Origin of the sequence: Shewanella sp. DAU305 (genome assembly GCF_026802235.1) — a bacterium.
Classification (GTDB): Bacteria; Pseudomonadota; Gammaproteobacteria; order Enterobacterales; family Shewanellaceae; genus Shewanella; species Shewanella baltica.
In genome coordinates, this window is the sequence record NZ_CP113808.1 from 2,303,283 (window position 1) to 2,316,925 (window position 13,643).

A 13,643-nucleotide genomic window follows, 5' to 3' on the forward strand; every position below is an offset into this window, starting at 1 on the left:
GGCCCACACAAACGTTTCGTCAAGTTTCAGAAAGTGTCGGGTCTATTCGCTATATTGCGCGTTAACGTGTTTTCGACTCAGCGCTGCCAAGTTTGGGGCGCTTAAAGGCATGGCTTTGCCTAAAGGCCGCCAAGGGATTGTCGATACCGCCAGCGAAGCGTAGGTTTTTCTCCCTGTCGGCGAGATCTATCATTTGTTGGTTGTTATTCAATTGGATACGATTGAGGCAGGTGCGTACAAAGCTGTCCTTAAACAGATCGTATTGGGCAAACTTGGCGGCCAAATGTGGATGTTGAGCTTGGTAGTCACGTACATTGTCCGCCACTAATTCCCAGAATTGGCTTTCACTGACGCTGGTTTGCTCATCGAGCAGCGGTGCTAAATAGCGGAAAATACAGTCAAAAATATCCAGTAAGATGTAGTTAAGCTTCATCTCTTCTTCAAGGCTTACCGCAAGGCGTTTTACATCATCAGGCAGCGGCGAGGTGCCATTGAGTACCGCGACTTCTTCGCCTATGTCTTTCATTAAAATCTTGACTGGCACATATTCATCCAGCACTAAGATCAGGTTTTCACCATGGGGCATAAAGACCAGATCGTAGGCAAAAAACGCATGCAATAAGGGCGATAAATACAAGTTGAGGTAACGGCTCAACCAGTCTTTTGCTGGCAAGCCTGAGGCCGTTATCAAGGCCGAAATCAGCGCTTTATCTTCATGATCCGTGTGCAGTAGGGCAGCCATGGTCATCAGATTTTGCTTAGGCGCAATGTGCGGCAGTGGGCTTTCGCGCCATAGGGCAGAGAGCATTTTCTTGTAGGCGCTATCTTGGGTGAGTGCCTGCTCGTAATAATGGTGGTGGTAACCTATGGCGGCAATTTCTTTAAGGATCACAAACCCTTGCTGAGTAAAGTAAGGGTCGCTCTCTACCAAGTTCGCCACCCACGCATTGATTTGCGGTGTGCAGCTCATGTATAGGGGCGACAGGCCGCGCATAAAGCCCATGTTTAAGATGGAAAGCGCGGTTTTGACATAGCACTTTTGTGGCGATGAAAGATTGAAGAAAGTGCGTATCGATTGCTGTACTTGGTACTGTTGACTGCCTTCGCCAAGATAAACCAGATCGCCACGGGCGATGTCGCCGGCAAAGACGCGGGCGATTTTTTCACGCCACTGCCAAGGATGCACAGGCATAAAGTAGAAGTCCTGCGGATCATGCTGCTGGGCTTTAAGACGTTGTTGGAAGTCAGTGAACTGCTGGCCAAGCTCCTCCTTGAGTAACGCGTCGTGACTCAAGTTTTCGAGGGCGGCAAACGTGGTCTTACTCTTGCGCACGCCAAGCCAGACTAACTGCATCGGCATCGCACTTTCTGGGGCAAATTGACGGTAATCCTGCATATCAAAGCCAATCCGACCGTTATTGGCAATAAACACCGGATGGCCTTCAGTCATACCTGCTTCTATGCTCTGATAATCGGCTCGCGCCAGCGTGGCAGCGGGAATCGCCTGATGCGCTAACTTGTACGCCTTGCTGTAGAGGGTGCTAGTGATTTCCTCTAAATACGTGGGCAGTAAGGTTTCACTGATCCCTAAGTCATTTTTAAGGGAAATGATCAGCGACATCGCATCGAGGGCTTGCTCTTGTCCTGCGACTGAAACGCGGATGGAATCTGCATCGATAGCAAGATGATCGAGCTGATAGTGCCGTGCACTAAAATAGTAAGTGCTGTCTTTGAGCCGCAGTTCATAGTGGTTAAGCCCTGCTTTTTGCCCGTATAGGGTCGGCGTGATGATTTGCTCGTGGGTGAATTCGCAGAGAATTTTCTTCACTAAATGCCGATTAGCCGCTTGCCAATAGGCGGGAGTCAAATGTTCCGGCATAGAAGTTGATGTTGACGACAGCGAAGGGGTGAGTTGAGCCGCCGCTGCGTGAGTTGGATGATCTTGCGTTGTCAATGGATCCATTAGTAAGGCTTTTGTGGGTAAGTTCATCTAGTTCACCTAAAGAGTCGATAATGTCATGGGAGAGGTTACGGGCGCCGCGAGCGAGCTTGGCAGCGCTGAGCTTGTCTGGACTAAGCGCATCGAAGAGGGCGCGTTTGATGCCAGCTGGCGTTCGGCCGCAGTGCAAAATCCGAGGTAAGCTGCTTTAGTGCTTAATTGAATCGCTTTTTCATAGCGAATGCCCACTCGGCTATTTAAGTGATGAATTTTGCTATTGAGTTGATCGGGTTCAACCACTAGGCGGTTAAAGGCCAATTTTTCAAGCACGAGCTGCGCTATCGCATCCATCACTTTGAAGGATAAGCCGCTGATTGGGCTGCCATCGGGCGGCGCGATAATCAGGTGCATACCGCAATCCCCCGGCACAACACGATAGTGGTGACCGATTTCATCGTGGGCAGGATCGTAGAGCTCAACCATAAAGAGTGATTTGCCCTGCCACTCACCCATCAAGGCAAACTTATGCTGCGTGGCTGCCATGAGGTTCTCTATGGCGGCGAGATTCAAGCCCTGCATGCCCCAAAACTGCGCGTACTCTTGGTTAAACCAAGACTGCAGTGTTGGCAAGTCTTGCTTGAGATCTAACGCTCTGAACTGGAAACCATTGATGCTTGTAATAGCTGATAGCTGCGTTAAACAATGGCTGCTAAATAGACTCGCCATTATTGCGCCTCCTTGTTTGGCGCCATCAAGACCGACATATTGGTTCCCGCGCCTGCGCTCATACTCGAAGTCGGCGTTTGGGTTGGGTAGAGATGCGGCGATGCATCAGCGTTATTGCTGTGTGGAGACGTCTTAGGAAAATGTTTAGGGTTAAGATTCAGTGTGTTAATCGCATTGGCGCCGCAGGGCTGATGATTGGCAAGTTTGGCCGGATCGAAGGTTTGAAAGGCGATGTGTTCTTCAATGTGGTAGGGCGCATAGCCGAGTACGGCCTTTAAGATGATGCCGCTTCGATAACAGCCCATGCCAAGATCCGGTGAGCTTACCCCATGGGTATGCAAACCCACATTTTGGACAAAAATATCCCCGCGAATATCTATGCTGTAGTCGCGTTGTACCGCAAGTTGTCCCGCATCATCGAACTCGATCTGTTGCTTTATATCTTTGATAAATTGAGGTAAACGGTAGTGATAACCAGTGCCTAATACCACAGCACCCGTGGTTTGGCTCAAAGGGGTATCTTGTTCTTGATGCTGGAAATGTAATTTGAGTGCATCTGGGTCAGTTTGAATACGGGTTAACGCCACATTGGTCATCAATTGGCACTGGAAATCCGCAATCAAGCGCTTTTGATATAACAAGTCATAGATGTCGTTGATAAGCTCTGCATTAATGCCCTTGTAGAGCGATTTTTGACTGGCGATCAAAGCACAGCGTTTTTCTGGTGCTAATTCGTGGAAGTAATCGACATAATCTGGCGAGGTCATCTCCAACGTCAGCTTAGTGTATTCCAAGGGATAGAAACGTGCTGAGCGTGTCATCCAATTCAGTTGATAGCCATAGGTATCAATATCTTGTAGTAGATCGTAAAACACTTCCGCCGCACTTTGGCCACTGCCAATGACAGTGATGGCACTCTGACTCTGCAGGTAGGTTTTTTGCTGCATATAGCTGGCGGTATGGATGACCCGCGCATCTTGAATGGGGCAATCCTTTGGAAGGTAAGGCTCTGTTCCTGTGCCTAACACTAGCTTTCGGCATTGATAGGTATGAGTTTTGCCACTGCGTCTATCAAAACCTGTGACGCGATAAATCCCTTCACCGGCGTTGTAATCCACTTGAGTAACCTTAAAACCAAATTTAAGGTTGCTGAGTTGTTGGCTCACCCATTGGCAATACAAGTTGTATTCGTGGCGGGGTAAAAAGAAATTCTCACGAATATAAAAGGGATAAAGTCTGCCCGTTTGCTTGGCAAAATTAAGGTAACTGTAGCGACTTGTGGGATCGGCCATAGTCACCAGATCCGACATAAAGGGGGTTTGCAGTCTTGAGGATTTGAGTAGCATGCCCGGATGCCAGTCAAAGCTGGTTTTAGCATCTAAAAATAAACAGTTAAAGCCGTCGATAGGTTCTGATAAGGCGGCGAGGCCAAGATTGAATGGACCAATGCCTATACCGAGTAGATCAAAAATTTCGCGATCCATTTCCCTTTGCTGTGTAGTCACTTACGTCTCCTTTGGCAGCATGCTGTTGCGTGTTGCCGATCCAGTAATCAGTTACCTAAGGACGTAAACCAAGTTAATGCGGCTGTCAAAATAGCCTGTTTGGCTATCTATTTTGCTGTGGTTAATTCGCTATGTTTAGCGCAGTCCTTAGGCCATTTTTCCTGCTGCCTCTGTCCCGACAACGGCGAGTAAATTAGCACGTGAAAATATTTAAATGCAAACCATTCTCATTTGGGTGGTGGTGAGGGTTAATACTTTTAACTTACGGATAAGCGAGCAAAGTACGGTTAATAACGTATGTGCCGGCAAGATAATTGGCTGGCAAAAAGGCTAAACTTAAGGGGTGTATAATCGAGTTGATTACGAGTGATTTGACTTTTATATCTATAAATACAGTATGTTATATCGATTTTTGTGTTAGTTTGTTAATCGAGGGGAATTGATTTAGGTGGCGGTAATTTCGGCTGAGTCCAATGGGGATAGGTGCCGCTAAACAGTCAGTGTAAATCCATTGTAAAGCGCAGGCTGGAGCCTCGCTGAAGGCGCTGGGTAAATGAGTCGGGTGTGGGTTAAGTTTAAATGGATTAGCTCTGATGAATGAGTTCAGAGGCATTGCCCCCAGATGTATTCGCTTAGCTTGGTATTTTCTCACAGAGCTATTCGCTTAAAACTACCATTCGCTTAAAACCGCTATTGGCTGGAGCTGTAAATAGGGCGGTTATCACGGCATGGATAGCGGCCGTGCGCGTTTATTAAGGGCATGAACTTAAGCTAAAGCCGTCCTAAGACGGCTTTGAAATGTGGCTGTTAACTCAGAATGCAAGTTCGAAAGGCTAAATCGTAAAGCTAGCGTAAATCGACAAAGTGTCCGGTAATTTTACGCACTAATGGCAACACCATCAGCAGTGTCGGGAAGGCGACCACCCATGAGATCAGCCAAGCACCGAGCCAGAGTTCGATAAACTGCGGTGAAGCGCCAACGCCATTGAAAGTACTGATCCCAGAAACGATACAACTCATTAGAATAGAAAGAAAAAATGGCATTACAACCGTGGCGTACTTGGCTGGTAATTTAGGCGTGCCCAAAAAAGTACGAGGTTTGTCATCGGGCAAAGATTTAGAAATAGTCATCGGATCCTCTATTGGAAATTCATCAGGCGAATGATTTGTCACAGGCTAACACTGTCAATTCCGCTATCGACTTCATTTGCTTTCCCAATTGGGTTCAATAGCGGAAGCAAGGTATTTAAGGGATTGATGAAGTTTAGCCCGCGCGGCGACATTCTAGGTATTGCACCGATAAAGCGCAATCATTAAAGCCCAAGCTAGCCTATCTGTACGTTCACAGTTAGCGCAGAGATCAACTCTTAATTCATTCCATTTATTACCCAAAGCTCGCCCGTCACATTGACCCAGTGACCCAGCGAAATAGGGGATTTGCCCAGTTCAGTATCAAAGGGGAGTGCAAGGTTTGATTGCGACAGGTAAATCGTATCTTCGGGTGTTTGGCTGATGTCGACGATTTGTCCTGAAGTTTCAAAGTTCAATTGAATTGGTAGACGTGGAGCTTGCTCAATGATGTCAACTTGAACACTTGCTAGTTGGCCGAGTAATTCAACCGTCACCCATTGGTTAACCGGAAAGCGCATTCTTGCCTGTTGATCGCTGCCTTGGTAATAAAACCAAATCGGCGCGCCATTGTCGCATTTACCTGCGACTTCACCTTCAACACCATTGCCACATGGAGTTAGCTCGAGTATATAGATCCGATACTGCATATAAAGTCCATTTCATTTCGATACAGACATGCTACCGAGGAACTGTGACTAAATAACTGCGACTAAATAACAGCTAAGCTATCAGTTTGATTTCTTATCACGGTAGGTGTGGTGTTTGAGGCGTGATTGTTGAGAAAGATAAGAGCCGTAAAAGAACACCAACAATGAGGTGAGCAAGGCAGGGTAAACATAGGAATCGGTCAATCTAAAGCAAAATAAGTGAGGCTGCGAATGTGCCTCACTTATTTTGTTTATTTTTCTATCTCTTTGCGCCTTAAGCACTAGCTATTTAGGCTAGTGCTTAAGGTTATCAATTTAAATCAGTGATTTAGTTTATCAATATCAATCAGTGATTTATCTCAGAGATTGTAATCTTGATTAACTTAGGTCGCCGCTTTCATGGCGCGAGTAAAATCGCCAAGTGTCGCCAGTAGCTTAGCTTCATCGTGCTGGTGGGTTTCGATGATCTTCACAACGGCAGAGCCAGAAATTGCCCCTGCTGCGCCTGCTTTGATTGCGGCGGTTACTTGAGCGGGTTCGGCAATGCCAAAGCCGAGTAGCGGTGGCGGCGCGTTAAAAGTTTTCAATTTGGATAGAATTTCTTCCACCGGAACGCCAGCTTTAGTGTCTGTGCCTGTCACCCCTGCGCGGGATAAGAGATAGGTGTAACCTTCGCCGCTGGCGCTAACCAGTGCAAGGGTTTCACTGTCGGCATTGGGCGGCGCGATAAAAATTGGCGCAATACCATGGGCTTTAGCCGCTTCGCTAAAGGGCGCCGATTCTTCCACGGGGACGTCGGCAATAAGCACTGAATCCACACCCGCTTGCTGCGCTTTGGCGTAAAACGCATCTATGCCATTAGCAAACACCAAGTTCGCATACAGCAGCAAACCGATTGGCAGTTCAGGATATTTAGCACGCACTTGCGCCAGTAATTCAAAACACGCCGTTGGAGTCGTGCCCGCCGCTAAAGAACGCAGGTTAGCACCTTGGATCACAGGGCCATCGGCCAAGGGATCGGAAAACGGAAAGCCCAGTTCTAAGGCATCGGCACCGTTTTGCACTAAGGTATCGATAATTTTCAGCGATAACTCAGGGCTAGGATCACCAAGAGTGACGAAGGGGACAAAAGCACCACGGCCTTCGGCTTTGAGTTTGGCAAAGGTGGCTTGGTAACGGCCAGTGTTAGTCAATGTATCACTCATGTTCGTTATACCTCTTTACCATTCAAAATGTCAGAAACGGTGAAAATATCTTTGTCGCCACGACCGGAAAGATTGACCACTAAAATGGTTTCCTTAGTGCACTCGCGCGCCATTTTCACGGCATAGGCGATAGCATGTGCCGATTCCAATGCGGGGATAATCCCTTCACAGCGAGCCAGTTGTTGGAAGGCTTCTAACGCTTCATCGTCGGTGGCGGATTCATAACGGGCGCGGCCTGTGGCATTAAGATGCGCGTGCTGCGGGCCAACGGATGGGAAGTCCAATCCAGCTGAAATTGAATAGGATTCTTCGATTTGGCCTTCGCTATCTTGCATCAAAGGCGCTTTCATACCGAAGAAAATCCCTGTCTTACCGTGTTTAAGCGGCGCGCCGTGCATTGGCGTGTCTATGCCTTTACCCGCAGGTTCGACGCCAATCAGTTCGACACTTGGCTCGTCGATAAAGTCAGCAAACATGCCGATGGCGTTGGAACCGCCGCCCACACAGGCGATAACCGCATCAGGTAGGCGACCTTCGCGTTCCAGCATTTGCTTTTTGGTTTCTTCGCCAATAATGCGTTGGAATTCACGCACTATGGTTGGGAACGGATGTGGCCCCGCGGCCGTGCCGAGCAAATAGTGGGCCTTTTCGTAGCTGCCAGACCAGTCGCGCATCGCTTCATTACAGGCATCTTTTAAGGTGGCAGAACCTGAGGTGACAGGAATGACTTCCGCGCCCATCAACCGCATTCTAAATACGTTAGGTGATTGGCGCGCAACGTCTTTCGCGCCCATATAGACTTTACATTTCAAGCCTAATAGCGCGCAGGCAAGGGCGGTGGCAACGCCGTGTTGTCCTGCACCGGTTTCTGCAATAATTTCCTTTTTACCCATGCGTTTAGCAAGCAGAGCTTGGCCTAACACTTGGTTAGTTTTATGTGCGCCACCGTGGAGTAAATCTTCCCGTTTAAGGTAGATTTTCACCATAGGATTGGGGCTTAAATTGCGGGTTAAGGTCAGTGCTGTTGGGCGACCCGCGTAGTTTTTCAGTAAATCGGTAAATTCGGCTTTAAAGTCGTCATCTTCCTGCGCTTCCACAAAGGCAGTTTCTAATTGCTTAAGGGCTGGCACTAAAATCTGTGGCACATACATGCCGCCGTATTCGCCGAAATAAGGGTTAAGCTTTAACTTGGACATACCTTTTTCCTTATCTTATCAATCATTTTGTCAGTGGCTTGATGGGGCTAACCGCGTCTTGGTATTAAACGCGTTAACTGAGCCGTTATCTATTTGGTCACTGGCATTAATAGGTTCATATTTTTTGTTGAGCATCACGCTTGTCGAGCACCAACTGCATCTAGGGCTTCTTGCTTAGCGCGATAGGCTAGAGACGTAAATGGGTAAAAGCCGTTTGGATCAGTTGCGCCGATTTAATTCCTGCGGCGGTTTCTAGGCCAGAATTAAAATCTAAACCGTAAAATCCTTGGGCATTGGCACTTGCCGCATTGTCGGCGTTGAGTCCGCCCGCCAATATGGCATGGGCCTTTTGCTGGCCTAAGGACTTCACATCAATATTTTGCCAATTAAAGGCTTGGCCTGAGCCGCCAAATTGACCTGCCGTTTTACTATCAAAGAGATATCGCGATGCTCCCAGAGGCAAGTTGCCAAGTTCACCCGTTTGCGCATCGACGCTGACGGCTTTCCAAATTTGGGTGGTGAGTCCCGCTTGCTCAAGTCGCTCGGCGAGCTGTGCGATTTCAAGTTCAGTTTCCGTGCCGTGCAGCTGTACGGCAGATAACTGCAAACTGGCAGCGATATCGGTGATGGTGCTTGGCGCGGCATTAACAAACACGCCGACAAATTCAATGGCGGGGGCATCGGATGCACGGTACTCCTTGAGTAGTTGTTCTGCGGCATTAAGGGTTAACGCGCGTGGGGATTTTTCAGCAAAAATCAGTCCGCCATAGACAGCGCCTGCTGTTGCCGCGGCGCGAATATCTTCCACACGGGTGAGGCCGCAGACTTTATTGTGACCGAAGATCAATTTACGGCAGGCCAAGTCGATATCAGCCTCAGCCATAATCGAGCTGCCGACAAGGAAGCCATCAACCAGCGGACTTAGGCGACGTACTTGCTCATTGTTGTAGATGCCAGATTCGCTGATCACCACGCGGTCGCTGCCAATGTGTGGCGCTAAGGCTTCTGTGGTGGCGAGATCGGTACTTAAATCCCTTAAGTTACGGTTGTTGATGCCAATAATCGGCGCATCTAATGCGATGGCGCGCTTAAGTTCTTCTTCGTTACTGACTTCGGTCAGTACATCGAGTTGATACTTAGCGGCTTCTTTCGCTAGACCTTGATATTGTTCATCATCAAGCACGGACAGCATCAACAGAATCGCATCGGCGCCTTGGTGGGCGGCGAGTTTGATTTGGTATTTGTCCACAAAAAAATCTTTGCACAGAATTGGTTGGTTGACCCGAGCGCGCACCTTAGGGATATAGTCCATATCCCCTTGGAAAAATTGCTCGTCGGTTAATACCGAAATGCCCGCCGCATATTTACCGTAAATATCGGCAATGGCTTCTACATTAAACACATCGCGGATAAGTCCTTTGGATGGACTGGCTTTTTTGCATTCTAAAATGTAACCCGCCTTGGGTGCCTTGAGTGCGGCAAATAAACTGCGGTCAGAGATTTTTGGCGATAGGCTCGCCTCAGGGAAACGCAGCTTCAGGGCGGCAATATGGGCCGCTTTGGTATCGACGATACGGGTTAACACATTACTTTTTGGCATAGCGTTTGTGGCTGCCTCTGGCTGAGTACGCAGGTCTTGAGTCATTGCTGTTGGAGTCAATTCTACTTGAGACATTCGCTTATTTTCCTCTTTCTTGACCGTTGACATGGGCTTCACCGCTGACTTTTGCGAGCTGGCTTAACAATTCAAAGGCTTTGCCGCTTTGAATGGTAGCGAGAGCAAGTAAGGTTCCGGCTTTGACTGAATCAGCAATTCCACAGACATATAAAGCACAACCGGCATTGATGGCGACCGCATTGGCATGTGCTTCAGTACCGTTGCCTTTTAAAATCGCCTCGGTAATCAAGGCATTCTGCGCGGGCTCGCCACCTTCTAAGTCTGTTATCTGCGCTAAAGGCACACCTAAATCGGCGGGCGTGAGTTGATACTCTATGATGTCGCCGTCTTTTAACTCAGCAACTTGGGTGTTGCCGTGCAGCGCGACTTCATCTAAACCGCTGCCGTGCACTACCATAGCGCGTTTTGTGCCAAGCGCCTTTAATACTTTCGCTATCGGTAAGACTAACTCAGGGCTATACACGCCAAGTAACATAAATTCAGGTCGTGCGGGGTTAATTAGCGGCCCTAACACATTGAATAAGGTGCGCGTTTTCAGTGCTTGTCTTACGGGCACCGCATGTTTTACCCCGCCATGGTAGTGGGGCGCAAACAAAAAGCACAAATTCAATGCGTCGAGGCAACGACTGGCAGTCTCTGGCGACATAGTTAAGTCGATGCCAAACTGCGCCAAAAGATCCGATGACCCTGATTTACTCGATACGCTACGATTGCCGTGTTTGGCGACCTTAGCACCTGCCGCCGCGGCAACAAAGGCCGCAGTGGTGGAAATATTAATGGTATTAAAGCCATCGCCACCCGTGCCAACAATATCAACTATGCCATTGTAAAGCGGATTGTTGTTTCGCTCAGGGCAGGGAAAAGGTTTGGCGGCGGCGCGCATGGCATCGGCGGCGCCGCTGATCTCATCAATGGTCTCGCCGCGCATTTTCAGCGCAACTAACATTCCCGCCATCGCTGCTTCACTCATCTCACCGCGAATTAACGCGCCAAAAAGTTCGGCGGTTTGCTCGCGGCTTAAACTTTTACCTTGGTATAAAACGTCGAGTAAAGGCTGAATAGGGTTGGTACTCATGCGGTTACTCCTGTTGTCATGTCTTGGGTAAGAAAGGCTAAGGTTTGAATGAGCAATGTGCTGCCCAACGTCGTCAGAATTGATTCAGGGTGGAACTGAAAGCCAACGGCTCTGTGCTCAGGGTGCAGAATCGCCATCGGCATAGCGTCAGTCGTTGCGATTACTTGCAAGCAGTCAGGCACGTGAGTGGCGACCAGACTGTGGTAACGGGCAACGGGCAAGGGAGAGGGCAAACCGGCAAATACGCCAGTACCATCATGGAAGGTTGGGCTTGCCTTGCCGTGCACCACAAAAGGCGCGCGCGCCACTTTGCCGCCGTAATATTCCACCATAGCTTGATGCCCAAGGCAGATGCCCAGCATAGGGACTTTACCGGCGACTTTGGCGATAAGCGCCATCATAGAGCCTGCTTCATGGGGCGCACCAGGACCGGGTGATAACACTAGGGCTGAGGGTTCTTGTTCGTTAAGCAGTTTTTCAGCGATAAAGTCGGCGGCAACATCGTTGCGGTAAATCACCACTTCACAGCCAAGGCTGCGAAATTGATCCACTAAGTTGTAGGTAAAGGAGTCAAAGTTATCGAGTAGATAGAGTTTCATGTTTGGCTCCTATTTAGATGGTACTGAAGTGGATTTCACAAAAGTGGATTGAGCTGACGCGTCATTTACTGGCGATTCATTGACTAGCAGCCCAGCGCCCATTTTGATGGCCGAAATCACGGCTTGGGCTTTTTGACGGGTTTCGTCAGCCTCACTTTGGGGATCCGAATCGAACACGACACCCGCGCCCGCTTGAATAAAGGCGGTGCCATTTTTGACAAAGGCGGAGCGGATCACAATACAGGTGTCCATATCACCAAGGGCATTAAGGTAGCCCACAGCGCCGCCGTAGCTGCCACGGCGGGCTTTTTCCGCTTGGCGAACCAATTGTGATGCACTCACTTTTGGGGCGCCGACTAAAGTGCCCATATTCATACAGGCCTGATAAGCATGCAGCGCATCTAAATCTTGGCGCAGTTGACCCGTTACGCGACTGACGAGGTGCATCACGTGGGAATAGCGATCAACTTTCAGTAATTCAGCTACTTTACGGCTGCCGCTTTGGCTGATGCGTGCGATATCGTTGCGAGCTAAATCGACCAACATTAAGTGTTCTGACAGTTCTTTTTTATCTAAACGCAGTTCAAGTTCAATGCGGCTGTCTAAGTCAAAATCAATCTCGCCCGTGGCGGTTTTACCGCGTTTGCGGGTGCCGGCAATCGGGTAGACTTCGACTTGATTGCTGCTGGCTTCGTATTTAAGCGCGCTTTCTGGTGAAGCACCAAAAAGCGTGAAATCTGGGCCCCTGAAATAAAACATGTAAGGGCTTGGGTTAGTTAGACGCAGGGCGCGATAAGCCCCTAAGGTATTCGGGCAAGGTAAACTAAAACTACGCGATGGCACCACTTGGAAAATATCGCCCGCAATAATGTGTTCTTTCAAATCGATAACGGTTTGTTTGAACACCTCATCGGAAATATTGACTTGCTCAGTAGCGTCGATGGCGACCAGTGTCGGCACATCGGCAGGTGAATTACCGAGGGTTTTACATTGAGTACTTAACAGCTGAACTCGCTCGCTCAGCGCTGCGGTGATGGCGGTATGCTGGGCGGAATCACGACTGAAATTATGGGTAATGATGTCGGCTTGTTTCAGTTTATGGTCGATAAGGATTAAGGTTTCTGCGAGGTAGAATAAGTAGTCTGGGCAATCATTATCGCGGTTCGGCACGGCTGGCAGCGGTTCGACGGTATCAATCAAGTCGTAGGCCAGTACGCCACCTAAAAACAGATCCTCAAAGGCGGGTTTACTTTGGCTGTCAGTATGAGTGCCACAATCAATTTGCTGGATAAACATCCGCAGGCCATCGAGTGGCGAGGTAGATTTTAAGCGTGCATCTTCATCCTGCAACTTAGTGTCTTTTTGCAGTGTCACCACTAAGGTCAAGTTATCACGGACTAGACTGGCACTCATATCAGCACGATCGCCGCTCGCGCTGAAGAAGGTTTCGATTGGGGTAAGTAAGCTCGCGCCATTGTCGGTCAGTGCGGTAAAGGTCAGTTGATAACCGTCGCAGCGGATCATCATGGCGGCATGGGTCATCACCATGCTTTTTAAGTGATCTTTACTGTCGATTTCGGCCGATTCCAGCAACATAGTATGGGGCGCATCTTGAGTAATGTGCTGATACAAGCGCAGTGGATCGCTGTGGTAGGTTAATGCCGCCTTGAGTGTGCTTGAGCGTGCGAATGTCTGTTTGGGCATGTTCATACTCCAGCTACCTTATAAAATGTCTTTAACATCATGAGTTATCTCGCTTTCTTAATCTTGTTACCCGAGTCTGCCGACATTTTTCGCACCTAACAAAAAAGCCCGCATTTCTGCGGGCTTCTTGTTGATTCTGGTCACTTTCAAATGAGCACAGAGCTTCACACCACCCGCTAAGTTGGGAAGTGCCACCACCAAATGATGTTTAATGAAGCATTAATGTGTGTCATTCAAA

The 13,643-nt window shown here is 48.7% G+C and carries 11 protein-coding genes and 1 other annotated feature; all 11 genes read right to left on the reverse strand.

Annotated elements, in window-relative coordinates; translation table 11 throughout:
• Positions 1-61: 61 nt before the first annotated feature.
• Entirely contained in the window at positions 62-1,990 is a 1,929-nt protein-coding gene (locus OX890_RS09835; protein WP_268650537.1) for an IucA/IucC family protein, read from the reverse strand.
• A gap of 9 nt (positions 1,991-1,999) precedes the next feature.
• Complete coding sequence (locus tag OX890_RS09840; protein ID WP_268650538.1) at positions 2,000-2,665, reverse strand: GNAT family N-acetyltransferase; 666 nt, start codon at positions 2,663-2,665, stop codon at positions 2,000-2,002.
• Complete coding sequence (locus OX890_RS09845) at positions 2,665-4,170, reverse strand: lysine N(6)-hydroxylase/L-ornithine N(5)-oxygenase family protein (RefSeq protein WP_268650539.1); 1,506 nt, start codon at positions 4,168-4,170, stop codon at positions 2,665-2,667. Before OX890_RS09845 ends, OX890_RS09840 begins: the two co-directional genes overlap by 1 nt.
• Before the next feature lie 846 nt (positions 4,171-5,016).
• Positions 5,017-5,301 carry a DUF2798 domain-containing protein gene (locus OX890_RS09850; RefSeq protein ID WP_006082193.1) on the reverse strand — a complete coding sequence of 95 codons (285 nt, stop codon included), beginning with the start codon at positions 5,299-5,301 and terminating at the stop codon, positions 5,017-5,019.
• Positions 5,302-5,537: 236 nt separating this feature from the next.
• Entirely contained in the window at positions 5,538-5,948 is a 411-nt protein-coding gene (locus OX890_RS09855; RefSeq protein WP_268650540.1) for a glycerate kinase, read from the reverse strand.
• Between the two features lie 383 nt (positions 5,949-6,331).
• Positions 6,332-7,153: a tryptophan synthase subunit alpha gene (trpA, locus tag OX890_RS09860; RefSeq protein WP_012089561.1), complete on the reverse strand. Its 822-nt coding sequence runs from the start codon at positions 7,151-7,153 to the stop codon at positions 6,332-6,334.
• 5 nt (positions 7,154-7,158) lie between these two features.
• Positions 7,159-8,349 (reverse strand): tryptophan synthase subunit beta, encoded by a 1,191-nt coding sequence (gene trpB / locus OX890_RS09865; RefSeq protein WP_012089560.1) that lies wholly within the window; start codon positions 8,347-8,349, stop codon positions 7,159-7,161.
• Between the two features lie 187 nt (positions 8,350-8,536).
• Complete coding sequence (gene trpCF, locus OX890_RS09870) at positions 8,537-10,024, reverse strand: bifunctional indole-3-glycerol-phosphate synthase TrpC/phosphoribosylanthranilate isomerase TrpF (protein WP_268650541.1); 1,488 nt, start codon at positions 10,022-10,024, stop codon at positions 8,537-8,539.
• Positions 10,025-10,028: 4 nt separating this feature from the next.
• Entirely contained in the window at positions 10,029-11,102 is a 1,074-nt protein-coding gene (gene trpD / locus OX890_RS09875; protein WP_268650542.1) for an anthranilate phosphoribosyltransferase, read from the reverse strand.
• Positions 11,099-11,701: an aminodeoxychorismate/anthranilate synthase component II gene (locus OX890_RS09880; RefSeq protein ID WP_268650543.1), complete on the reverse strand. Its 603-nt coding sequence runs from the start codon at positions 11,699-11,701 to the stop codon at positions 11,099-11,101. Before OX890_RS09880 ends, trpD begins: the two co-directional genes overlap by 4 nt.
• A gap of 9 nt (positions 11,702-11,710) precedes the next feature.
• Entirely contained in the window at positions 11,711-13,405 is a 1,695-nt protein-coding gene (locus OX890_RS09885; RefSeq protein ID WP_268650544.1) for an anthranilate synthase component 1, read from the reverse strand.
• Positions 13,406-13,503: 98 nt separating this feature from the next.
• Positions 13,504-13,611, reverse strand: a sequence feature (Trp leader region).
• Between the last annotated feature and the right edge of the window lie 32 nt (positions 13,612-13,643).